At 59.9% G+C, this 22,888-nt stretch carries 18 protein-coding genes; 14 read left to right on the forward strand and 4 right to left on the reverse strand.

Going from position 1 to position 22,888, the window contains the following annotated elements; translation table 11 throughout:
• Positions 1-19 precede the first annotated feature (19 nt).
• Positions 20-964, reverse strand: coding sequence for a GlxA family transcriptional regulator (locus ACM110_RS09905; RefSeq protein WP_416127625.1), 945 nt, complete (start codon positions 962-964; stop codon positions 20-22).
• A gap of 210 nt (positions 965-1,174) precedes the next feature.
• Here ACM110_RS09905 and ACM110_RS09910 point away from each other — a divergent pair, with 210 nt between their 5' ends.
• The 6 genes from ACM110_RS09910 (at position 1,175) to ACM110_RS09935 (ending at position 6,621) form a co-directional block, all read left to right on the forward strand.
• The gene (locus ACM110_RS09910) at positions 1,175-2,119 is read left to right on the forward strand and encodes a choline ABC transporter substrate-binding protein (protein WP_338583597.1); all 945 of its coding nucleotides are present in this window, start codon (positions 1,175-1,177) and stop codon (positions 2,117-2,119) included.
• Positions 2,120-2,216: 97 nt separating this feature from the next.
• Positions 2,217-3,104 (forward strand): 3-keto-5-aminohexanoate cleavage protein, encoded by an 888-nt coding sequence (locus tag ACM110_RS09915; protein ID WP_008008106.1) that lies wholly within the window; start codon positions 2,217-2,219, stop codon positions 3,102-3,104.
• 128 nt (positions 3,105-3,232) lie between these two features.
• The gene (locus tag ACM110_RS09920; RefSeq protein WP_007985952.1) at positions 3,233-4,198 is read left to right on the forward strand and encodes an L-carnitine dehydrogenase; all 966 of its coding nucleotides are present in this window, start codon (positions 3,233-3,235) and stop codon (positions 4,196-4,198) included.
• 153 nt (positions 4,199-4,351) lie between these two features.
• Positions 4,352-4,828 carry a thioesterase family protein gene (locus ACM110_RS09925; protein ID WP_416127626.1) on the forward strand — a complete coding sequence of 159 codons (477 nt, stop codon included), beginning with the start codon at positions 4,352-4,354 and terminating at the stop codon, positions 4,826-4,828.
• A 13-nt stretch (positions 4,829-4,841) separates the two neighbouring features.
• Positions 4,842-6,005: a gamma-butyrobetaine dioxygenase gene (locus ACM110_RS09930; RefSeq protein WP_416127627.1), complete on the forward strand. Its 1,164-nt coding sequence runs from the start codon at positions 4,842-4,844 to the stop codon at positions 6,003-6,005.
• A 349-nt stretch (positions 6,006-6,354) separates the two neighbouring features.
• Entirely contained in the window at positions 6,355-6,621 is a 267-nt protein-coding gene (locus ACM110_RS09935; protein ID WP_416127628.1) for a hypothetical protein, read from the forward strand.
• 112 nt (positions 6,622-6,733) lie between these two features.
• On the opposite strand, the gene ACM110_RS09940 is transcribed toward ACM110_RS09935, so the two are convergent.
• Both ACM110_RS09940 and ACM110_RS09945 read right to left on the reverse strand, forming a co-directional pair.
• A complete protein-coding gene (locus ACM110_RS09940) occupies positions 6,734-7,837 on the reverse strand; it encodes a GlxA family transcriptional regulator (protein WP_047534337.1) in 1,104 nt (367 codons plus the stop codon).
• 538 nt (positions 7,838-8,375) lie between these two features.
• On the reverse strand, positions 8,376-9,752 hold the full coding sequence (locus tag ACM110_RS09945; protein ID WP_416127629.1) for an L-serine ammonia-lyase: 1,377 nt from the start codon (positions 9,750-9,752) through the stop codon (positions 8,376-8,378).
• Between the two features lie 435 nt (positions 9,753-10,187).
• Here ACM110_RS09945 and ACM110_RS09950 point away from each other — a divergent pair, with 435 nt between their 5' ends.
• The 3 genes from ACM110_RS09950 to choV all read left to right on the forward strand — a co-directional run bounded on the left by ACM110_RS09950 (position 10,188) and on the right by choV (position 13,233).
• Positions 10,188-11,135: a choline ABC transporter substrate-binding protein gene (locus ACM110_RS09950; protein WP_015097149.1), complete on the forward strand. Its 948-nt coding sequence runs from the start codon at positions 10,188-10,190 to the stop codon at positions 11,133-11,135.
• A 77-nt stretch (positions 11,136-11,212) separates the two neighbouring features.
• Positions 11,213-12,058, forward strand: a complete 846-nt coding sequence (choW, locus tag ACM110_RS09955) for a choline ABC transporter permease subunit (RefSeq protein ID WP_416127630.1) — start codon at positions 11,213-11,215, stop codon at positions 12,056-12,058.
• The gene (choV, locus tag ACM110_RS09960) at positions 12,055-13,233 is read left to right on the forward strand and encodes a choline ABC transporter ATP-binding protein (RefSeq protein ID WP_416127631.1); all 1,179 of its coding nucleotides are present in this window, start codon (positions 12,055-12,057) and stop codon (positions 13,231-13,233) included. The genes choW and choV overlap by 4 nt, the downstream gene beginning before the upstream one ends.
• Before the next feature lie 178 nt (positions 13,234-13,411).
• Here the strand turns inward: choV and betT are convergent, their stop codons facing one another.
• The gene (gene betT, locus ACM110_RS09965; RefSeq protein WP_416127632.1) at positions 13,412-15,409 is read right to left on the reverse strand and encodes a choline BCCT transporter BetT; all 1,998 of its coding nucleotides are present in this window, start codon (positions 15,407-15,409) and stop codon (positions 13,412-13,414) included.
• A 323-nt stretch (positions 15,410-15,732) separates the two neighbouring features.
• Between betT and betI the strand changes: the two genes are divergently transcribed.
• The 5 genes from betI to ACM110_RS09990 all read left to right on the forward strand — a co-directional run bounded on the left by betI (position 15,733) and on the right by ACM110_RS09990 (position 22,792).
• Complete coding sequence (gene betI, locus ACM110_RS09970; protein ID WP_416127633.1) at positions 15,733-16,326, forward strand: transcriptional regulator BetI; 594 nt, start codon at positions 15,733-15,735, stop codon at positions 16,324-16,326.
• Between the two features lie 62 nt (positions 16,327-16,388).
• On the forward strand, positions 16,389-17,861 hold the full coding sequence (betB, locus tag ACM110_RS09975) for a betaine-aldehyde dehydrogenase (protein ID WP_416127634.1): 1,473 nt from the start codon (positions 16,389-16,391) through the stop codon (positions 17,859-17,861).
• Between the two features lie 181 nt (positions 17,862-18,042).
• A complete protein-coding gene (betA, locus tag ACM110_RS09980) occupies positions 18,043-19,743 on the forward strand; it encodes a choline dehydrogenase (protein ID WP_416127635.1) in 1,701 nt (566 codons plus the stop codon).
• 269 nt (positions 19,744-20,012) lie between these two features.
• A complete protein-coding gene (locus ACM110_RS09985) occupies positions 20,013-21,455 on the forward strand; it encodes a TldD/PmbA family protein (RefSeq protein ID WP_416127636.1) in 1,443 nt (480 codons plus the stop codon).
• Positions 21,455-22,792, forward strand: a complete 1,338-nt coding sequence (locus tag ACM110_RS09990) for a TldD/PmbA family protein (protein WP_416127637.1) — start codon at positions 21,455-21,457, stop codon at positions 22,790-22,792. Before ACM110_RS09985 ends, ACM110_RS09990 begins: the two co-directional genes overlap by 1 nt.
• Positions 22,793-22,888: the final 96 nt, after the last annotated feature.

Consider the following 22,888-nt stretch of genomic DNA (forward strand, 5'->3'; position numbering starts at 1 on the left):
TACAAGGTTTTCGGGTATTTCATGCTTTTGCGGTCCGTCGGTCCTCCCGCGGGCAGCGCTCATACTTCGCCCTATAACTGCGGGTGAAATACGACGGCGATTCAAAGCCGCAGGCGATGCTCACCTCCAGCACGCTCATGTCGGTCTGCCGCAGCAATTGCCGGGCTTTTTCCAGCCTTAGTCGCAAATAGAAATTGCTCGGTGTGTCGTTCAGGTGCAAACGGAACAGGCGCTCCAGTTGCCGTCGCGTCACCTTGATCGATTCCGCCAGTGCCAGCGTGCTCAGCGGCGGCTCGCTGTGTTGCTCCATTTCCCCGATCACATGAACAAGCTTCTTGTTGCTGATGCCATAACGCGTGGCAACCTCCATGCGTTGGTGGTCTTTACGCGGGCGGATGCGGCCGAGCACGAATTGTTCGCTGACCTGGATCGCCAGCTCCGGACCGTGGCCCTGGGCGATCAGATCCAGCATCAAATCGATGGACGCGGTGCCGCCGGCGGAGGTGATGCGCCGACGGTCGATCTCGAACAGTTCCTGGGTGACGCTGAGCTGTGGATAGGATTCCTTGAAGGCGTCGATGGCTTCCCAATGCAGGGTCAGGCGATGGCCGTCGAGCAGGCCCGCTTCGGCGAGAATGAAGCTGCCGGTGTCGATGGCGCCGAGGGTCACGCCTTCATTGTCCAGTCGGCGCAGCCAGTGCTCCAGCGCCGGGGTGGCGAACTTCAGCGGCTCGAAGCCGGCGACCACCAACAGCGTCGCGCCTTTTTTCAGCGGCTCCAGCGCCGCATCGGCGTTGACCGACATGCCATTGCTGGCCAGCACCGCCCCGCCATCCGCGCTCAATACATGCCAGCGATAGAGCTCGCCGCGAAAGCGATTGGCGACCCGCAACGGCTCGATGGCCGAGATAAATCCAATGGCCGAAAAACCCGGCATCAACAAGAAATAGAAATCCTGAGACATGGAGCGCACTCGATGGCTGGTAGCGAGAGGACGGGTAGCGTGAGGATGTAGATACGCCACTTGCAACAGGCATTCAAGAGGTCAGGTCGCTGCAGTGCAAGAGCTGGTCGCCGCAGTGCGCTTTCATGGCGGCTTAGCTGCGTAACTTGGCATCACCGGCGCACAAAGATGTCCGGACCCACAATAATGAAACTGCCGAGGAACCTGAGAATGAAACGACTGATCAGCAGCTGTGTTCTTGCACTCAGTGGTACCGCTTTGCTGAGCGCCAGCGTCATGGCCGCCGAACCCGCCTCTTGCCAGAATGTGCGCATGGGCGTGGTGAACTGGACCGACGTAATCGCTACCAGCGCGATGACCCAGGTATTGCTCGACGGCCTCGGCTATAGCACCAAACAAACCAGCGCCTCCCAGCAAATCATCTTCGCCGGGATCCGCGATCAGCGCCTGGACCTGTTCCTGGGTTACTGGAACCCGCTGATGACCCAGACCATTACCCCATTCGTCGACGCCAACCAGGTCAAGGTGCTTGAAGCGCCGAGCCTGAAAGATGCCCGCGCCACCCTGGCCGTGCCGACCTACCTCGCCGACAAAGGCCTGAAGACTTTCGCCGACATCGCCAAGTTCGAAAAAGAGCTGGGCGGCAAGATCTACGGCATCGAGCCTGGCTCGGGCGCCAACACCCAGATCAAGGCGATGATCGCCAAGAATCAGTTCGGCCTTGGCAAATTCCAACTGGTCGAATCCAGCGAAGCCGGCATGCTCGCCGCCGTCGATCGCGCCGTGCGCCGCAAAGAGGCCGTGGTGTTCTTCGGCTGGGCGCCGCACCCGATGAACGTCAACGTGCAGATGACCTACCTCACCGGCAGCGACGACGCCCTCGGCCCGAACGAAGGCATGGCGACTGTCTGGACCGTCACCGCGCCGAAGTACGCCGATCAATGCCCGAACATCGGTCGCCTGCTGAGCAACCTGACGTTCACCGCCGAAGACGAGAGCCGGATGATGCAGCCGTTGCTGGATCACAAGGACGCTTTCGAATCGGCCAAGCAATGGCTCAAGGATCACCCGCAAGACAAGCAGCGCTGGCTTGAAGGTGTGACCACTTTCGACGGCAAACCGGCTGCTGAAAACCTGAAACTGACCAGTAAGTAATCCGCTCTTTTTTCTGAACCGAACCACCGATTCGCAGCCCGACAGGGCTGCGGACGGCACCACTACGCCTGCAATCTCCCCTGTAAGGAACCGCCAAATGAACCACGACGTCATCATCACCTGCGCACTCACCGGTGCTGGCGACACGACCGCCAGGAGCCCACACGTTCCGGTCACCCCGAAACAAATTGCCGCTGCCGCCGTGGAAGCCGCCAAGGCCGGTGCCACCGTGGTTCACTGCCACGTTCGCGACCCGCAAACCGGCAAGTTCAGCCGTGACGTGGCGCTGTACCGCGAAGTGATGGAGCGCATCCGCGAAGCGGACGTCGACATCATCGTCAATCTCACCGCCGGCATGGGTGGTGATCTGGAAATCGGCGCCGGTGAGAACCCGATGGAGTTCGGTCCGAACACTGACCTGGTCGGCCCGCTGACCCGTCTGGCCCACGTTGAAGAGTTGCTGCCGGAAATCTGTACCCTCGATTGCGGCACCCTGAACTTCGGCGACGGCGACACCATTTACGTGTCCACCCCGGCCCAGCTGCGTGCTGGTGCCAAACGCATTCAAGAGCTGGGTGTGAAGGCCGAGCTGGAAATCTTCGACACCGGTCACCTGTGGTTCGCCAAGCAGATGATCAAGGAAGGCCTGCTCGACAACCCGCTGTTCCAGCTGTGTCTGGGCATCCCGTGGGGCGCCCCGGCTGACACCACCACCATGAAAGCCATGGTCGACAACCTGCCGGCCGATGCGGTCTGGGCTGGCTTCGGCATCGGTCGCATGCAAATGCCGATGGCCGCGCAAGCGGTGCTGCTGGGCGGCAACGTGCGGGTCGGTCTGGAAGACAACCTGTGGCTGGACAAGGGCGTACTGGCCACCAATGGCCAACTGGTCGAACGCGCCAGCGAAATCCTCAGCCGCCTCGGTGCCCGCGTGCTGACCCCGGCGGAAGGTCGGGCAAAAATGGGCCTGACCAAGCGCGGTTGAGATCAAACAAAAAACCTGTAGGAGCTGCCGCAGGCTGCGATCTTTTGATGTTGCTCTAAAAACAAGATCAAAAGATCGCAGCCTGCGGCAGCTCCTACAGGGATCATCGAACTCTTCAGGAAGTCACCATGAGCTTTATCACCGAAATCAAAACCTTCGCCGCGCTGGGTAGCGGTGTCATCGGCAGCGGTTGGGTATCCCGCGCCCTCGCCCACGGCCTCGACGTAGTGGCCTGGGACCCGGCGCCCGGTGCCGAAGCCGCGCTGCGCAAACGCGTCGCCAATGCCTGGGGCGCACTGGAGAAACAAGGCCTGGCACCCGGTGCCTCGCAGGATCGTTTGCGCTTCGTCGCCACCATCGAAGAATGCGTTCGCGATGCTGACTTCATCCAGGAAAGTGCTCCGGAACGCCTTGAGCTGAAACTGGAACTGCACAGCAAAATCAGCGCGGCGGCCAAGCCCAATGCACTGATCGGCTCCAGCACTTCCGGCCTGTTGCCGAGCGAGTTCTACGAGAGCTCGACCCACCCGGAACGCTGCGTGGTCGGTCACCCGTTCAACCCGGTTTACCTGCTGCCTTTGGTGGAAGTGGTCGGCGGTAAAAACACTGCGCCCGAAGCCGTGCAAGCGGCGATGAAAGTCTACGAATCCCTCGGCATGCGCCCGCTGCACGTGCGCAAGGAAGTGCCTGGGTTCATCGCTGACCGCTTGCTTGAAGCGCTGTGGCGTGAGGCGTTGCACCTGGTCAACGACGGTGTGGCAACCACTGGTGAAATCGACGACGCGATCCGTTTTGGCGCCGGTCTGCGCTGGTCGTTCATGGGCACGTTCCTGACCTACACTCTGGCCGGCGGTGATGCCGGTATGCGCCACTTCATGGCCCAGTTCGGTCCGGCATTGCAGTTGCCATGGACCTATCTGCCGGCGCCGGAACTGACCGACAAACTGATCGACGATGTGGTGGACGGCACCAGCGATCAACTGGGCAAACACAGCATTTCGGCGCTGGAACGCTATCGTGATGACTGCCTGCTGGCGGTGCTAGAGGCGGTGAAGACCACCAAAGAGAAGCATGGGATGGCGTTCAGCGAGTAATCGACTATCAGGACTGGCCCCATCGCGAGCAAGCTCGCTCCCACAAGGGATCTGCTGAGTGACATAGATTGTGTTACTACTGCAAATCACTGTGGGAGCGAGCTTGCTCGCAATAGCGGCAGTCCAGTCACCCTACAAATCGGATCAGAAATCATGCCCACCCTCACCACTTACCAAACCAGAATCATCCCCGACTGGGTCGACTACAACGGCCACCTGCGCGACGCCTTCTACCTGCTGATTTTCAGCTACGCCACCGACGCCCTGATGGATCGCCTTGGCATGGACAGCAACAACCGCGAAGCCAGCGGCAATTCGCTGTTCACCCTGGAGCTGCACCTGAATTACCTGCACGAAGTGAAGCTCGACGCCGACGTTGAAGTGCACACACAAATCATCGCCCACGACAGCAAGCGCCTGCACCTCTATCACAGCCTGCATCTGGTCGGTGACGACAAGGAACTGGCAGGCAACGAGCAAATGCTGCTGCACGTGGATCTGGCCGGTCCTCGTTCCGCACCGTTCAGCGAAGCAACCCTGGGCAAACTGCAAGCCATCGTCGCCGAACAAACCGACCTGCCAACCCCCGAATACATCGGCCGAGTGATCGCGTTACCACCAAAAAAATAACAAGGAGATCGCCATGAACACCGCCGCCGCTTTTGCCGACTTCCGTACTTATCCGTTGATCAGCGCGCTGACAGGCGTGCAGGCCTTGGCGGATCGTGTTCTGGTGAAGTGGGCCGATAACCGCGTCAGCCCTTTCCACCATCAATGGCTGCGGGACAACTGCCCGTGCCCGCAATGCGTCTACACGGTGACCCGCGAACAAGTTCTGGAAATCGTCGACGTACCTGAGAACCTGCTGCCCGCCGAGACCAGTGTCGACGCAGAGGGTTGCCTGTGCGTTCAATGGCAGGACGGCCACCTCAGCCGCTTCGATCCAGGTTGGCTGAGGGCGCACGCCTATGACGACGATTCCCGCGCCGAGCGTCTGGCAGGCAAACCCAAAGCCAGGCTTTGGCACAGCGATTTGCAGTTGCCGGTATTCGAATATCACGCACTGATGAACGACAACGACGCCTTGCTGCAATGGCTGCTGGCCGTGCGCGATACCGGTTTGACCCAGGTCCGTGGCGTGCCCACCGAACCCGGTTCGTTGAAGCTGATCGCCCAGCGGATTTCCTTCATCCGCGAGAGCAATTTCGGCGTGCTGTTCAACGTGCAATCCAAGGCTGACGCCGACAGCAACGCCTACACCGCGTTCAACCTGCCGCTGCACAGCGACCTGCCGACCCGGGAGTTGCAACCGGGGCTGCAATTTCTGCATTGCCTGGTGAACGACGCCGAGGGTGGCGAGAGCATTTTCGTCGACGGTTTCGCGATTGCCGATGCGTTGCGTCGGGAAGATCCGGAGTCGTTCAACAGCCTCTGTGAAATCCCCGTGGAGTTCCGCAACAAGGACCGCCACAGCGACTATCGCTGCCTCGCGCCGATCATCGCTTTGAATGCCTTGGGGCAAGTGTCGGAAATCCGCATGGCGAACTTTCTGCGCGGTCCGTTCGATGCGTCGGTGGAGCAGATGCCCAAGCTCTATCACGCCTATCGTCGGTTCATTGCGATGACCCGCGAGCCCCGCTTCAGGCTGATGCAGCGGCTCAATCCGGGTGAGCTTTGGTGCTTCGACAACCGCCGCACCCTGCATGCGCGCAATGCGTTTGATCCCGCCACGGGGGCACGGCATTTCCAGGGTTGTTATGTCGACCGGGATGAGTTGTTGTCGCGCATTCTGGTGTTGCAACGTTAAACCGCTAAAAGATCGCAGCCTTCGGCGGCTCCTACAAAAGCGTGATGGTACGCGCCCCCGTAGGAGCTGCCGAAGGCTGCGATCTTTTGCTTTCCACCAGCCAAAAAAAGCCCCGATCAAGCCGTGACAGGATCGAGGCAGAGGGTACTGTTGAGGAGCTGCCGAGCGAGGGTGACCAAACCTTCGTGAAGCGAGCTGGGTCCAGTGTGCCCACTCCTCCTCGCGGCAAGTTAGCCGAAAACGACCTGTTCATAGCCATTGCGGCCATTGCGACAAATCGCCCTTGCCGACACCCGGCACCCCCACCAGAATCGAGTCACGACACCGTTCCCTGAAGAAGGATTGCGTCATGATGTACGCCGATTTGATAGACCAGGAAGACCTGTTGGGCCAGCTCAAGGCATTGGGATTTCAAGTGCCCGTTGGCGCCACCGCCGAGCAGGCGTGCGAGTGCGCCGTAAGAGGCCTGGACGATGCCCGGGCGTATGAACTGCGCAAGATGGTCAAGGAGATGTACACCAGCAGCGCGACGATCCTGCCGGCCGTGCGCCAGGCCATCGACAAGCAATTATTGCCAGCGTTGTCGGATTACCAGCAAAGCCATACCACCCGTTAAATCCAACCGCGGGCAAGCCCGCTCCCACAGGTTTTCAGGTTGGATTGCAGATTTGTGATCCAACCAGGGTCCCTGTGGGAGCGGGCTTGCCCGCGATGAATGCAACTCGGTTTTAGAGCCTTACGCTAGCGAACGTCGACTCATTACGCGCCTGACTCAGCGCCGACAACGGCCCGGACAACGGCGACAGCACCAAGGCTTGCGGCAACGGCATCATCGCCACTTGCTGCGTGGTGTTGGACCCTACGCGTTCGTCACGCGGCGGAATACCGAAGTATTCGCGGTAGCACTTGGAAAAGTGCGGCGTGGACACGAAGCCACACACCGACGCCACTTCGATGATCGACATCGGCGTTTGCTTGAGCAACTGCCGCGCACGGATCAGGCGCAGCTTCAGGTAGTAACGCGACGGCGAACAATGCAGGTACTTCTGGAACAGCCGCTCCAGCTGACGACGGGACACAGCGACATACACCGCCAGTTCGTCGAGGTCGATCGGCTCTTCCAGGTTGGCTTCCATCAGTGCAACGATTTCCTGCAACTTCGGCTGATTGGTGCCGAGCATGTGCTTGAGCGGCACGCGCTGGTGATCCTGCTCGTTGCGGATGCGCTCGTAGACAAACATCTCCGAGATTGCGGCGGACAGTTCGCGACCGTGATCACGGCTGATCAAGTGCAGCATCATGTCCAGCGGCGCGGTGCCACCGGAACTGGTGAAACGGTTACGGTCGAGGGTGAACAGGCGAGTGCTCATGGCCACACGCGGAAACGCTTCCTGCATCGCCGCCAGGCATTCCCAGTGCACGCTGCAATCGAAACCGTCCAGCAGGCCCGCACAGGCCAGGGCCCAGCTGCCGGTGCAGACCGCACCGAGGCGACGGGACTGACGCGCCTGGCTTTGCAGCCAAGACACGTGTTCGCGGGTAACCGTACGTTGAATACCGATACCGCCGCAGACAATCACGGTGTCCAGAGGTGGCGCTTTGTGCATGGAGGCGTCAGGGGTGATTTGCAGACCATCACTGGCCCAGACTTGACCGCCATCGACGGTGAGGGTGGTCCAGCGATACAGCTCACGACCGGACAACTGGTTGGCCATGCGCAGTGGTTCCACTGCGGACGCCAGGGAAATCAGCGTGAAATTGTCCAGCAGCAGAAAGCCGATGGATTGAGGCGCACGGTTCTGGGGTTGGGCCCCGGAGTTGAACGACGTCATCGCGGTATCTCCTCACACAAAGCGGGTGATGGCCTCAGGCGGAGGCTCTTGTTATTGCCATCGTTCTCGCGTGGGAGACGGGCTTTGTAATGACAGAGCAATTGCCGTGCCTAAATTTGAATGCGCGTTCAATAACTCCTAAAAACGACGTCGGAATGTGTCTGTATATGACACGCAGTGAGTAAGGATTTAAATGGCCATCAGGACTGGCAAGTGCCCGGCCCACAAGCGGTGAGCAAATCGGTAGCACTTGTGGGAACAGGGCTGCGAGCAGCCGGGGAAGAGTGTCACCGCAAGCACGGGTGACGGACGGTCGGCCCTTGGATGGGAGCCGACCATCGGTGAGACGAGTTATCTGTTAGCGACGCGCCAAAAGGTGGCGCGGTCTAAACCGGGTGTTCACTTAGCGCGCAGTTTTGACTGGTCTGGCGCAATCGCTGGCAAGCCAGCTCCCACAGGGATCGAGGCGAACAAAATTTTTGTGATCGACACAAAACCTGTGGGAGCTGGCTTGCCAGCGATTGGGGTTGACTCAGTCTCAACACTCAACCGCACTAACCGCCAACCCACCCCGCGATGTCTCCTTATATTTGTCATGCATGTCGGCACCCGTATCGCGCATCGTGCGAATCACCCGATCCAGCGAAATGAAGTGCTGCCCATCACCGCGCAAAGCCATCTGCGCCGCGTTGATCGCTTTCACTGCTGCAATGGCGTTGCGCTCGATGCAAGGCACTTGCACCAGGCCACCCACCGGGTCGCACGTCAGGCCGAGGTTGTGTTCCAGGCCGATTTCCGCCGCGTTGCACAACTGCTCCGGCGAAGCACCGAGGATTTCCGCCAGCCCCGCCGCTGCCATCGCGCAAGCCGAGCCGACTTCACCCTGGCAACCGACTTCGGCACCGGAGATCGAAGCGTTCTTTTTACACAAAATCCCGACTGAAGCAGCACCCAGGAAGTAGTCGACGACATTGGCGTCGGTTACGTCTTCGCTGAATTTCATAAAGTAGTGCAATACCGCCGGAATGATCCCCGCCGCACCATTGGTCGGTGCCGTGACCATGCGCCCGCCGGCCGCGTTTTCTTCGTTGACCGCCAGGGCGAACAGGTTGACCCATTCCATTGCGCTCAGTGTCGAGCCGATCACGTTGGGCTTGTTCAGCTCCTGCAAACTGCGATGCAGCTTGGCCGCACGCCGGCGCACATTCAGGCCACCGGGCAAGATGCCTTCGTGCTTGAGGCCTTGCTCGACGCAATCCTGCATGGCGCGCCAGAGCGTCATCAGGCCGCTGCGGATTTCTTCTTCGCTGCGCCAGACCTTCTCGTTGGCCAGCATCAATTCAGCGACGCGCAAGTTGTGTTTTTTGCACAGCGCCAGCAGCTCCGCCGCGCTGGAGAAATCGTACGGCAACACCGTGCGATCCAGGTCGACCACGCCGCTGGAGGCTTGCGACTCATCGACGACAAAACCGCCGCCGACCGAATAGTAGGTGTCGCGATGAAGTTCGCCGTCATCGCCTTCGACAATCAGGGTCATGGCATTCGGATGGAATGGCAGGTTTTCGTCGATCAGACGCATGTCCCTGTTCCAAACGAACGGCACCGACAAACGACCATCAAGCAGCAGGGTGTGGGTTTCACGCAGGGTGGCGATGCGAATGCCGATTTGCGACGGATCGATCGCATCCGGCCACTCGCCCATCAAGCCCATGATCACCGCGTTGTCGCTGCCGTGACCGATGCCGGTGGCCGACAACGAACCATAGAGCTGTACTTCGACGCGCCGCACTTGCTCAAGCAATCCGCGCTCACGCAAACCCTGTACGAACAGCGCCGCCGCCCGCATAGGCCCTACGGTGTGCGAACTGGAAGGGCCGATGCCGATTTTGAACAGGTCGAAAACACTGATAGCCATTACTGCCGAACTCCTGGATGAGCCAACTCCAGACGCAAAAGCGCCCGGTGGCGGAGCTGCTACGCTCAAGCTGCAATCCGCCGAGATGGCCGCATCATCAGCCTTTTGTCATGTCGTTCGACGTCTCACACCGACGCACTCATGCCCAGTAACGCCGTGTGCGTTTTGCGCCATGTTTTCGCCGTTTTTTTGCGGCGCAGAGGGGAAAAAGGGACTGAAAAAATCTGTAAACGACGTCACTGACACTGGATGCGACCATCCCTGTACTGGTTACGACGCACCCTGTAGGCGTCAGATTTTCACTGGTACATGATCATATCGACTCGATTGCAAGGCGCCGTGGTAGAGCTGTCTCCAAAACGCCATCCAACCGCAACCTATAAGTGCGGTGGTCCAGTCGGAACACTGCCAAAAAAAACACCAAGGAGTCCATCCATGAAAGGTTCCCCGTCGTTGTTGTTGGCCGCCATGCTTAGTCTGCCGGTTCTGGCGCAAGCCGCCGAACCGGCCCAATGCAGCACCGTAAACTTCTCCGATGTCGGCTGGACCGATATCACCGCGACTACCGCGACCACCAGCGTTGTCCTCAATGCCCTCGGCTACAAGACCAAGACCACCATGATTTCCGTTCCCGTGACCTACAAGTCCCTGGCCGACGGCAAGAACATGGACGTGTTCCTGGGTAACTGGATGCCGACCATGGAAAACGACATCAAGGCGTATCGCGATGCCGGCACCGTGGAAACCGTGCGCACCAACCTCAAGGGTGCCAAGTACACCCTCGCCGTGCCACAAGCGCTGTACGACAAGGGGCTGCATGACTTCGCCGACATCGCCAAATTCAAGAAAGAACTCGACGGCAAGATCTATGGCATCGAGCCTGGCAACGACGGTAATCGCCTGATCCAGAGTATGATCGACAAGAACGCCTTCGGCCTTAAAGACGCCGGTTTCAAAGTGGTCGAGTCCAGCGAAGCCGGCATGCTGTCGCAGGTCGACCGCGCCCAGAAACGCGACACCGCCGTGGTCTTCCTGGGCTGGGCCCCCCACCCGATGAACAAGCGCTTCAAGATTCAGTACTTGACCGGTGGTGACGATTTCTTCGGCCCGGACTTCGGTGCCGCCACCGTGGCGACCAACACCCGCAAGGGTTACGCCGAGGAGTGCAGCAACGTCGGCCAGTTGCTGAAGAACCTGGAGTTCACCGTCGACATGGAAAGTGAACTGATGGGCAACATCCTGGACGACAAGATGAAGCCTGACGCGGCCGCCAAGGCCTGGCTGAAAAAGAATCCACAGGTGCTCGATACCTGGCTCGCTGGCGTGACCACCATTGACGGTAAACCAGGCCTGGAGGCCGTGAAAGCCAAACTGACGCCTTGAATTAGGGAGCATCGCTTATGCCGGACGGCTCACGCCGTCCGGGCTGTTTATTTCCTTGCATGCGGACGTTCACTACCATGCTGATTGATCAGAAAATACCTTTAGGCCAGTACATCGCAGGCTTCGTTGAATGGTTGACGCAACACGGCGCCAACACCTTCGACGCAATTGCCGTGTCACTGGAAACGATGATCCACGGCGTGACGTTTGCGCTGACCTGGTTCAACCCGCTGGTCTTGATCGGCCTGATCGCAATACTGGCGCACTTCATCCAGCGCAAATGGGGACTGACCGTCTTCGTTATCGCTTCCTTTCTGCTGATCCTCAACCTGGGGTACTGGCAGGAAACCATGGAAACCCTCGCCCAGGTGTTGTTCGCCACCCTGGTCTGCGTGGTCATCGGCGTACCGTTGGGTATCGTCGCCGCGCACAAACCGATGTTCTACACCATGATGCGTCCGGTGCTCGATCTGATGCAGACCGTACCGACCTTCGTATACCTCATTCCTACCCTGACCCTCTTCGGTCTGGGTGTGGTCCCGGGTCTGATCTCGACGGTGGTGTTCGCGATTGCCGCGCCCATCCGCCTGACCTACCTGGGCATCCGCGATGTCCCGCAAGAATTGATGGACGCCGGCAAGGCCTTCGGCTGCTCGCGCCGTCAGCTGCTCTCACGCATCGAACTGCCCCACGCCATGCCAAGCATCGCGGCGGGCATCACCCAGTGCATAATGCTGTCGTTGTCGATGGTGGTGATCGCGGCACTGGTAGGCGCCGATGGACTCGGCAAACCGGTGGTCAACGCACTGAACACTGCTGATATCGCCCTGGGCTTCGAAGCGGGCCTGGCGATCGTACTGCTGGCGATCATGCTCGACCGTATCTGCAAACAACCCGACGCCAAAGTAGGGGGTGACGCATGAGCATTATTCGCTTTGAAGACGTCGATGTGATCTTCACCAGGGATCCGCGCGAAGCCCTGAAGCTTCTCGATCAAGGTTTGACCCGCAGCGAGATCCTGAAAAAGACCGGGCAGATCGTTGGCGTGGAAAAGGCCAGCCTGGATGTCGAGAAAGGTGAAATCTGCGTACTGATGGGCTTGTCCGGCTCGGGCAAATCCAGCCTGCTGCGCTGCATCAACGGCCTCAACACCGTCAGCCGCGGCAAGCTGTTCGTCGAGCACGAAGGCAAGCAGATCAACATTGCTTCCTGTACCCCGGCCGAACTGAAAATGATGCGCACCAAGCGCATCGCGATGGTGTTCCAGAAGTTCGCCCTGATGCCTTGGCTGACGGTGCGCGAAAACATCAGTTTCGGTCTGGAAATGCAGGGTCGTCCGGAGAAGGAACGCAAGAAACTGGTCGATGAAAAACTCGAACTGGTGGGCCTGACCCAATGGCGCAACAAGAAACCCGATGAGTTGTCCGGCGGCATGCAGCAGCGTGTAGGCCTGGCCCGTGCGCTGGCGATGGACGCCGACATTTTGCTGATGGACGAACCGTTCTCGGCACTCGACCCACTGATCCGCCAGGGTTTGCAGGACGAACTTCTGGAGCTGCAACGCAAGCTGAGCAAAACCATCGTATTCGTGAGCCACGACCTTGATGAAGCCCTGAAGCTTGGTAGCCGCATTGCGATCATGAAAGACGGCCGGATCATCCAGTACAGCAAGCCGGAAGAAATCGTACTCAACCCGGCGGACGACTATGTGCGGACTTTCGTCGCCCATACCAACCCGCTGAACGTGCTGTGCGGTCGCAGCCTGATGCGCACCCTGGACAACTGCAAACGCATCAACGGTTCGGTGTGCCTCGATCCGGGTGGCGATTCGTGGCTGGACCTGGCGGAAGGCAACACCATCAAAGGTGCTCGTCAGAACGGCTCTGCGCTGGACTTGCAGAACTGGGTACCGGGCCAGGCCGTTGAAGGCCTGGGTCGCAAACCGACATTGGTGGATTCGAACATCGGCATGCGCGACGCGTTGCAGATTCGTTATCAGACCGGAAACAAGCTAGTGCTGCACGACAACAACCATGTGGTGGGGATTCTCGGCGACAGCGAGCTGTATCACGCGCTGCTCGGCAAGAACCTGGGGTAAAGGCAACAGACACAAAAACGCCGCGAGAGGATCGCGGCGTTTTTGTTTGAAGGTCAAAAGATCGCAGCCTTCGGCAGCTCCACAGGGGAATGCGATCAAAGTAGGAGCTGCCGAAGGCTGCGATCTTTTTAAAGGAACAACGCGGTGCTTCAGGCAGAAACACCGCGCTACTGGTTACTTAGCTATACACCCGGCCAAGGAGCTGCCGATGGCTTTCAAACTGATCGAGCACATCCCGCGTGATCTGATCCTGAGTGAAGCCCATCAGGTCGTAATCCTGGCTGCCGTTGTGCAGGTACACCTCGGCACGGTAATAGCGCTGACGCGCTTCATCGGACTGCGCAGACTCGGTTGGCGTGGCCAGATAACCGTCCAGGCTGACTTCGTAGACAAACGGGTTGCCCTCTTCCATCTCGACCCGCACGCCCATGCAACGCTTGGACTTGCCCAGCAGCGTCTGCACTTCCAGGCCTTGAGCACGCATTTGCGTCGTCGCGTCCTGCAATGCCGGGCTCACATGCTTGTCCATGAAACGCTGGACCACCGACTGGCTCGGTTGCAGGTCCAGTTGCGTCAAACGCTCACTGAAACCACGACGACCGCGCGCCGCCAACTCCGCTTGCTCCTGTTCGATCTGCACGTCCTGGCGCATGGCCTTGTGCAAGCCGAACATGAAGAACACCAGCACCACCGAGAACGGCAGGCCGGCCAGCACCACCATGGTCTGCATGGCTTCGAAGTTACCGGCGAACAGCAGGCCGATGGTCACCAGGGTAATCACCGCCGACCAGAAAATCCGCAGCCAGTGCGGAGCGTCTTCGTCGACGTTGCCGCCCTTGCAGGAAAGGTTGGCCATCATCACCGCGCCGGAATCCGCAGGAGTCAGGAACAGCACGAAACCAACGAAAATCGATACGCCGATCACAACCTTCGACGCCGGGTAATGCTCAAGCAACTGGTAGATCGCCATGGACGGCTGTTCCAGCGCCGTTTTCCCAAGCTCCACCGCTCCGTGGTTCATCACCAGGTCCAGGGCCGAGTTACCGAAGATCGACAGCCACGCCAGGGTGAAACCCAGCGGAATCAGCAGCACGCCGGCCACCAGCTCACGCACCGTACGGCCACGGGAAATACGCGCGATGAACATGCCTACGAATGGCGCCCAGGAAATCCACCAGGCCCAGTAGAACAGCGTCCACAGGCCCAACCAGCGGTCAGACTTCTCACCGTCGCCTTCGTACACATACAGATCGAAAGTCTTCAGCACCACGCCGTTCAGGTAGTCACCGACGTTCTGTACGAAGCCGTTGAGCAGGTGCAGGGTCGGACCAAACAGCAGCACGAAAATCAGCAGGCCGCTGAACAGCACGATGTTCAGGTTGGACAGACGACGAATGCCGTTTTCCACACCCGACACAGCAGCGATGGTTGCCACGGTGCTCATCACGATGATCACGATCAGCAGGTTGGTGTTGCTGTGCTCCATGCCGAACAGGTTTTCCAGGCCCGACGACACTTGCAGCGAACCAATCCCCAGGTTGGTCACCAGACCCAACAGGGTCACGAACATGCCGAAGCCGTCTACCGCATGACCGGCCGCGCCTTTGACCCAGCGCTCACCCACCAGCGGATACAGCGCCGAGCGCAACGCCAGCGGCTGGTTGTGACGGTAGGCAAAGTAAGCAACGGCCAGACCGACCAATGCGTAGATCGCCCAGCCGTGCAGGCCCCAGTGCAGGAACGTCAGCTGCACCGCCTGACGTGCCGCGAGGTTGCTGCCTGCCACGCCTTCCGGCGGATTGAAGTAGTGATCCAGCGGTTCGGAAGCACCGAAGTACAGCAACGAAATGCCGATACCCGACGAGAACAGCATCCCCGCCCAGGCGCCGTAGCTGAAGTCCGGGGTGTCGTCCTTGCTGCCCAGTTTCAGTTTGCCGTAGGACGAAAACGCCAGGCCGACCACGAAAATCAGATAGGCGGCAATCACCACCATGTAGTACCAGCCAAAGCTGCGGGACAACCAGGCCTGAGCCGTACCCAGCATTCTGCCGGCCTCTTGCGGGGCGATGATCAGAATGGCGGTCAACAACAGAATCAACGCGGTAGAGGTGTAGAACACACAACCGTTGACCGTCACCTTCTCGGGTGGGGTCTTTATTAGCGAGGCAGAACTCATGGCACAGATGCTCCGGGCAGTGCGAGAGAAGAACGCAAGACAAACGTGTTACCCGACCAATCGGTTAGTGGGCAGCCGACCAGCGGGTGATATAAAGACACCCCGAAAAAAGCCCGAAAGCCTGAAGCGCCGTGGCGCGTAGGTTTCGAGCATTTTCGGAAGTCGATTTTTTCGCCGCAACCTGTAGGAAAAATCTGTTGATAGCGACGATTTGTCGCAGATCTTATTCTTTGTTGATTGAACGTTCAATCAAAACAAAATAGACTGGCCCACAAGCCGATAGACGTTCTACGTCTGCCGGAAGGCCTAAGGAGATGTGCAAGATGCCCAAGGTCGGTATGCAACCCATCCGCCGCCAGCAATTGATCGAAGCCACTTTGCAGGCCGTCGATCAGGTCGGAATGGGGGACGCCAGCATTGCGCTGATCGCCCGTTTGGCCGGTGTCTCGAACGGCATCATCAGTCACTACTTTCAGGACAAGAACGGCCTGATTGCCGCCACCATGGGGTACTTGATGACGGTGCTGAGCGAGAACGTCACCGCGCGCCGACTGGCGCTGACAGATGACAGCCCGCGGGCGCATCTGCAGGTGATCATCGAAGGCAACTTCGACGCCAGCCAGGTCAACGGCCCGGCAATGAAAACCTGGCTGGCCTTCTGGGCCACCAGCATGCACCAGCCGTCTTTGCACAGGTTGCAGCGGATCAACGATCACCGTCTGTATTCCAACCTGTGCTGCCAGTTCCGCCGTGTGCTGCCGCTCGATGATGCGCGCAGCGCCGCCCGGGGCCTGGCAGCGTTGATTGACGGCTTGTGGTTGCGCGGCGCGCTGTCGGGAGACGCTTTCGACACCGGGCAGGCGGAACAGATCGCTTACGAATACATGGATTTCCAACTGGCCAAGCGGGTGAGTTAGAGCACACACAGAATGCTCAACCACCGGACCGTGCCAACCACTTATGCTCTTGCGAGGACTTTATGGCCCGTTTCGAATTGCAAAAACTCTACATCGATGGTGCTTACAGCGACGCCAGCAGCGACGCCACTTTCGAAGCCATCAACCCGGCTAACGGTGAAGTCCTCGCAAAAGTACAACGCGCGACCAAGGAAGACGTTGAGCGCGCCGTCGTCAGCGCCGAAAAGGGCCAGAAAATCTGGGCCGCCATGACCGCCATGGAGCGTTCGCGCATCCTGCGTCGCGCCGTGGACATCCTGCGTGAGCGCAACGACGAACTGGCCGCCCTGGAAACCCTGGACACCGGTAAATCGTTCTCCGAAACCAAGTACGTCGACATCGTTACCGGCGCTGACGTGCTGGAATACTACGCAGGCCTGGTGCCGGCCATCGAAGGCGAGCAGATTCCGCTGCGCACTACGTCGTTCGTCTACACCCGTCGCGAGCCGCTGGGCGTCGTGGCCGGTATCGGCGCGTGGAACTACCCGATCCAGATCGCCCTGTGGAAATCCGCACCTGCCCTGGCGGCCGGTAACGCGATGATCTTCAAGCCAAGTGAAGTCACCTCGCTGACCACCCTGAAACTGGCCGAGATCTACACCGAAGCCGGCCTGCCAAACGGCGTGTTCAACGTCCTGACCGGCAGCGGCCGCGAAGTCGGCACCTGGCTGACCGAGCACCCGCGCATCGAGAAGATCTCGTTCACCGGCGGCACCGACACCGGCAAGAAAGTCATGGCCAGCGCTTCGGCTTCGTCGCTCAAAGACGTGACCATGGAACTGGGCGGCAAATCTCCGCTGATCATCTGCGACGACGCCGACCTCGATCGCGCTGCCGACACCGCGATGATGGCCAACTTCTACAGCTCCGGCCAGGTCTGCACCAACGGCACTCGCGTGTTCGTACCGGCTCAACTGAAAGCCGCTTTCGAAGCCAAGATCGCTGAGCGCGTTGCGCGTATCCGCATCGGTAACCCGGAAGACGAAAACACCAACTTCGGTCCGCTGGTCAGCTTCGCGCACATGGAAAGCGTGTTGGGCTACATCGCCAAGGGCAAGGAAGAAGGTGCACGCGTTCTGTGCGGCGGCGAGCGTCTGACCGACGGCGAATTCGGCAAAGGTGCCTTCGTCGCGCCGACCGTGTTCACCGATTGCACCGACGACATGACCATCGTCCGTGAGGAAATCTTTGGCCCGGTGATGGCGATCCTGTCGTACGAAACCGAAGAAGAAGTGATCCGCCGCGCCAACGACACCGACTTCGGTCTGGCCGCCGGTATCGTCACCAAGGATCTGAACCGCGCCCACCGCGTGATTCATCAGCTGGAAGCCGGTATCTGCTGGATCAACGCCTGGGGCGAGTCCGACGCCAAGATGCCGGTCGGCGGCTACAAGCAGTCGGGTGTCGGCCGTGAGAACGGCATCAGCTCGCTGAACAACTTCACCCGCATCAAATCGGTACAGGTCGAACTGGGCGATTACGTCTCGGTGTTCTAAGACCCCAGCCATGCGCTGCCTGTGATGCCGTCATCGCGGGCAAGCCTTGCTCCTACAGGTTTTGTGTCGTGCACAAAACCTGCGGCAAACCTCGATCCTGTAGGAGCAAGGCTTGCCCGCGATCGAGTGCGCAGCACTCGCCAAGGCCTGACCTGAACCAACTTCAAAGAGGGTGCATTCAATGTCCCAAGTATTCGATTACATCATCATCGGTGCCGGCTCGGCCGGTAACACCCTGGCGACCCGTCTGACTGAAGACGCAGGCGTCACCGTCCTGCTGCTCGAAGCGGGCGGCCCCGACTACCGTTTCGACTTCCGCACGCAAATGCCTGCGGCGCTGGCGTTTCCGCTGCAAGGCCGTCGCTACAACTGGGCCTACGAAACCGATGCCGAGCCACACATGGACGGTCGTCGCATGGAGTGCGGTCGCGGCAAGGGCCTGGGTGGTTCCTCGCTGATCAACGGCATGTGCTACATCCGCGGCAACGCCATGGACTACGACGGCTGGGCGAAACTGCCAGGCCTGGAAGACTGGTCGTACCTCGATTGCCTGCCGTACTTCCGCAAAGCGGAAACCCGCGACATCGGCCCGAACGACTACCACGGTGGCGAAGGCCCGGTCAGCGTGACCACGCCGAAAGCCGGCAACAATCCGCTGTTCCACGCCATGGTTGAAGCCGGCGTGCAGGCCGGTTACCCGCGCACCGAAGACCTCAACGGTTACCAGCAGGAAGGCTTCGGCCCGATGGACCGCACCGTGACGCCGAAAGGTCGTCGTGCCTCCACCGCCCGTGGTTACCTGGACGTCGCCAAGAAGCGTTCGACCCTGACCATCGTCACCCACGCCCTGACCGACAAGATCCTGTTCGACGGCAAGCGCGCGGTCGGCGTGCGTTACCTGGTTGGCGACGCTGAAGAGCGCGTTGAAGTCAAAGCGCGCAAGGAAGTGCTGCTATGCTCCGGCGCCATCGCTTCGCCGCAGATCCTGCAACGCTCCGGCGTCGGCCCGGCCGAATTGCTGAACAAGCTCGACATTCCGGTGGTCCACGACCTGCCGGGCGTCGGTGAAAACCTGCAGGATCACCTTGAGCTGTACCTGCAATACGCTTGCACCCAACCGGTCTCGCTGTACCCGTCGCTGCTCTGGTACAACCAGCCGGCCATCGGCGCCGAGTGGCTGTTCAACGGCACCGGTATCGGCGCCAGCAACCAGTTCGAAGCCGGCGGTTTCATCCGTACGCGTCCGGAATTCGAATGGCCGAACATTCAGTACCACTTCCTGCCGGTAGCGATTAACTACAACGGCAGCAACGGTGTTAAAGAGCACGGCTTCCAGGCACACATGGGCTCCATGCGTTCGCCAAGCCGCGGTCGCATCCAGGCCAAGTCGAAAGACCCGCGCCAGCACCCGAGCATCCTGTTCAACTACATGGCCACCGAGCAGGACTGGCAGGAATTCCGCGACGGCATCCGCCTGACCCGTGAAATCATGCAGCAACCTGCACTGGACGCCTTCCGTGGTCGCGAGATCAGCCCGGGCATCGACGTGCAATCTGATGAGCAACTGGACAAGTTCATCCGCGAACACGCCGAAACCGCGTTCCATCCGTCCTGCTCGTGCAAGATGGGCACCGACGAGATGGCCGTGGTCGATGGCGAAGGTCGCGTACACGGTATGCAAGGCCTGCGCGTAGTCGATGCCTCGATCATGCCGATCATCACCACCGGCAACCTGAATGCACCGACGATCATGATGGCCGAGAAAATCGCCGACAAGATCCGTGGCCGCCAGCCGTTACCGCGCAGCAAGGCCGACTACTACGTAGCAGGCGATGCACCGGTGAAGAGCAAACCGATGCGGGAAGTGGGTCAGACGGCGTAAGGCACTACACCGCGTCGCGGCCAATCGCGAGCAAGCTCGGCTCCTACAAGTGCGAGGTTGAATCACATTTTGGTGATCAACCCAATACCGTAGGAGCCGAGCTTGCTCGCGATGAGGCCAGAACAAACAACGCACAACCCCCTGCAACGCCCCCTCCACAGATCCAAACTTGATCCTCCTCCCGCGCAGGCCTACTCTAGCGCCACGCAATCGTTTCACCCCCCTCGCAACACCGCGTCACCGTCACTCCATACCAAGGAGGTTCCCGAATGTTCGATTTCCACCCCCAGCTCAAGCAGCGCTTTGCTGCGTTGCGTACGGGCGCTGAATTCTTTTCTCTGCGTTATGTGCGCGAGTCCGGCCAGTACCTGTCGGTACGCAAGAACGTCGCCGAACCGCCAAGCCTGAGCCGGGACGAAGGGGCAATGCTGACCGTGCGGGTCAACGGCGTCGAAGCCTATGCCGCGACCAATGATCTGTCGCAACAAGGCCTGCAAACGGCGCTGGACCGAGCCGAGCAACAAGCCCGTCGACTCAAGCCGCATGCTCTGCTGGACCTGCGCGAACAAGCCGTCTCCAGTGACCGCGCCGATTATCTTTCGCCGAACCTCGACCAACCGTTCCCGTCCCTGAGCGATTGCTACCAATTGCTCAGTACGGAATCCGCCGCCGTTCCAAAGGACGAGCGCCTGGTGAACTGGCAGGTGAGCATCGGCATCACCCACGTCGAGCAGATTTACCTCAACAGCGCCGGCGCAGAGCTGCGCCAAGCCCAGCGCTTCGTCTACCCCGGCCTCGATGTCACCGCCTACGACGGCAACGACAGCCAGACCCGCACCCTCGGCCGGGAAAACTTCGGCCAACAGGGTGGCTTTGATGTCATCAGCCGCTGCGGATTGATCGGCGCCGGAGTAAAAATCGCCGATCAGGCACTGCAATTGCTGCTCGCGCCGAATACACCGCAAGGTCCGCGCGACCTGCTGCTGATGCCCGACCAGATGATGCTGCAGATCCACGAATCCATCGGCCACCCGCTGGAGCTGGACCGCATCCTTGGCGACGAACGTAATTATGCCGGCACCAGTTTCGTCAAAGCCGAAGACTTCGGCCGCCTGCAATACGGTTCGAAACTGCTCAACGTGACCTTCGATCCGGACATCCCCGAACAGCTCGCCAGTTACGGCCATGACGACGACGGCACAGCCGCCAGCAAACAATTCCTGATTCGCGAAGGCCTGTTGTTGCGGCCATTGGGCGGAGCGTTGTCGCAATTTCGCGCCGGCATGGACGGTGTCGCCAATAGCCGCGCCTGTGGCTGGAATCGTCCGCCGATCGACCGCATGGCCAACCTGAACATCGAGCCGGGCGATCAACCGCTGGAACAACTGATTGGCAATATCGAACACGGCATCCTGATGAGCACCAACCGTTCGTGGTCCATCGACGATGCGCGCAACAAGTTCCAGTTCGGTTGCGAATGGGGCCAGCTGATCGAAAACGGCGAACTCAAGGGTGTGGTGAAAAACCCGAACTACCGGGCCATTTCCGCGCAGTTCTGGAAGAGCCTCAGCGCCGTCGGCGATGCCAATACCTTCAAGGTTCTCGGCACGCCGAACTGCGGCAAAGGCGAGCCAAATCAGGTCATTCGTGTCGGCCACGCGTCGCCAGCGTGTGTGTTCAGCAACGTTGATGTATTTGGGGGAGACGCCTGATGAGCACTTCAAAATCTCAGGCCGAGTCGTTCAAGGCCTTGGTCGCCGGATTGCGTGCAGCGCTGCACGAACCGGAACAGTTCACCCTTAGTTACGCCGCCGAGTCGTCGGCCTTCGTGCGTTTCAATCACGCCAAGGTACGGCAGGCCGGGCAGGTGCAGCAGGCAAGCATCGGCCTGAAACTGATCAACGATGGTCGCCACGCCGATCTGCAGATCACCCTGGCGGGTGACCCTGAAGTCGACCTTCAGCGTCTGGCCGAGGGTCTGCAACAGCTGCGCGAAACCTTGCCGTTGCTGCCAAAGGACCCGTACCTGCTGCTCAACTACAACGGCTGGCAAAGCAAGAACGTGCAGGACCATCCGCTGCCGGACACTGAGCAAGCAGTCGCCGAAATCACCCGCGCTGCTGAAGGGCTCGACATGGTCGGCTTCTACGCCGCCGGCCCAATCAGTCGTGGATTCGCCAGTTCTGCCGGGGCATTTGGCTGGCATCAGGCCAACAGCTTCAATTTCGACTTCAGCCTGTTCCACGAAAACGGTCAGGCGGTTAAAGCCAGCTATGCCGGGCACGACTGGAGCAGCGAAGGCTTTGCCAAGCGCTTCCAACAGGCGCGTGAGCAGCTTGAATTTCTGGGGCGGCCGCTACGCACTCTGGCACCGGGACAATACCGCGCCTACCTCGCGCCGGCCGCTCTGGAAGAAATCATGGGCATGCTTTGCTGGGGCGGGTTTTCCGCGCAGTCGATTGCCAGCAAAAGCAGTCCGCTGCAGAAACTCTACGCGGGCGATCAACACTTCAGTCCGCTGGTCTCGCTGGATGAAAAAGTCAGTGGTTCGCTGAGCCCGGCATTCTCTGACGAAGGCTATCCACGCAGCGATCTGAAGTTGATTGTCGAGGGGCAGGCCGGCGCGCAACTGGTCGGGTCACGCAGCGCCGCCGAATACGGCTTGACCGCCAACGGCGCCAGCGGCGGCGAATCGCCGAGTGCCTTGAACTTGCAGGCCGGTGATTTGCCCGAAGCAGAAATCCTCAAGCAACTGGGCACCGGTTTGTACATCAGCAACCTGTGGTACCTGAATTTCTCGGATCAACCGGCAGCACGCCTGACCGGCATGACCCGCTTCGCGACGTTCTGGGTCGAGAACGGCGAGATTCAGGCACCGGTCAGCACCATGCGTTTCGATGACAGTGCGTTCAGCCTGCTGGGTTCGCAGTTGGAAGCATTGACCGAGGAGCGCGAGATGTTGCTGTCGGCGAGTACCTACAGCCAGCGGGCGACGGCTTCTGCGTTGTTGCCTGGTGCATTGGTCAGCCGGCTCACTTTGACTCTGTAAACACAGTACCTGTGGGAGCGGGCTTGCCCGCGAAAGCGGCGGGTCAGTCAACATTGATGTTGAATGTTATGACCCCTTCGCGGGCAAGCCCGCTCC

Source organism: Pseudomonas sp. NFX98 (assembly GCF_047784845.1).
In the GTDB taxonomy this organism is placed as follows: Bacteria; Pseudomonadota; Gammaproteobacteria; order Pseudomonadales; family Pseudomonadaceae; genus Aquipseudomonas.

Excerpts from the sequence above, each read along its gene's own strand:
- ACM110_RS09905 (WP_416127625.1), bottom strand. The coding sequence starts at position 964 with ATGTCTCAGGATTTCTATTTCTTGTTGATGCCGGGTTTTTCGGCCATT.
- ACM110_RS09910 (WP_338583597.1), top strand. The coding sequence starts at position 1,175 with ATGAAACGACTGATCAGCAGCTGTGTTCTTGCACTCAGTGGTACCGCT.
- ACM110_RS09915 (WP_008008106.1), top strand. The coding sequence starts at position 2,217 with ATGAACCACGACGTCATCATCACCTGCGCACTCACCGGTGCTGGCGAC.
- ACM110_RS09920 (WP_007985952.1), top strand. The coding sequence starts at position 3,233 with ATGAGCTTTATCACCGAAATCAAAACCTTCGCCGCGCTGGGTAGCGGT.
- ACM110_RS09925 (WP_416127626.1), top strand. The coding sequence starts at position 4,352 with ATGCCCACCCTCACCACTTACCAAACCAGAATCATCCCCGACTGGGTC.
- ACM110_RS09930 (WP_416127627.1), top strand. The coding sequence starts at position 4,842 with ATGAACACCGCCGCCGCTTTTGCCGACTTCCGTACTTATCCGTTGATC.
- ACM110_RS09935 (WP_416127628.1), top strand. The coding sequence starts at position 6,355 with ATGATGTACGCCGATTTGATAGACCAGGAAGACCTGTTGGGCCAGCTC.
- ACM110_RS09940 (WP_047534337.1), bottom strand. The coding sequence starts at position 7,837 with ATGACGTCGTTCAACTCCGGGGCCCAACCCCAGAACCGTGCGCCTCAA.
- ACM110_RS09945 (WP_416127629.1), bottom strand. The coding sequence starts at position 9,752 with ATGGCTATCAGTGTTTTCGACCTGTTCAAAATCGGCATCGGCCCTTCC.
- ACM110_RS09950 (WP_015097149.1), top strand. The coding sequence starts at position 10,188 with ATGAAAGGTTCCCCGTCGTTGTTGTTGGCCGCCATGCTTAGTCTGCCG.
- choW (WP_416127630.1), top strand. The coding sequence starts at position 11,213 with ATGCTGATTGATCAGAAAATACCTTTAGGCCAGTACATCGCAGGCTTC.
- choV (WP_416127631.1), top strand. The coding sequence starts at position 12,055 with ATGAGCATTATTCGCTTTGAAGACGTCGATGTGATCTTCACCAGGGAT.
- betT (WP_416127632.1), bottom strand. The coding sequence starts at position 15,409 with ATGAGTTCTGCCTCGCTAATAAAGACCCCACCCGAGAAGGTGACGGTC.
- betI (WP_416127633.1), top strand. The coding sequence starts at position 15,733 with ATGCCCAAGGTCGGTATGCAACCCATCCGCCGCCAGCAATTGATCGAA.
- betB (WP_416127634.1), top strand. The coding sequence starts at position 16,389 with ATGGCCCGTTTCGAATTGCAAAAACTCTACATCGATGGTGCTTACAGC.
- betA (WP_416127635.1), top strand. The coding sequence starts at position 18,043 with ATGTCCCAAGTATTCGATTACATCATCATCGGTGCCGGCTCGGCCGGT.
- ACM110_RS09985 (WP_416127636.1), top strand. The coding sequence starts at position 20,013 with ATGTTCGATTTCCACCCCCAGCTCAAGCAGCGCTTTGCTGCGTTGCGT.
- ACM110_RS09990 (WP_416127637.1), top strand. The coding sequence starts at position 21,455 with ATGAGCACTTCAAAATCTCAGGCCGAGTCGTTCAAGGCCTTGGTCGCC.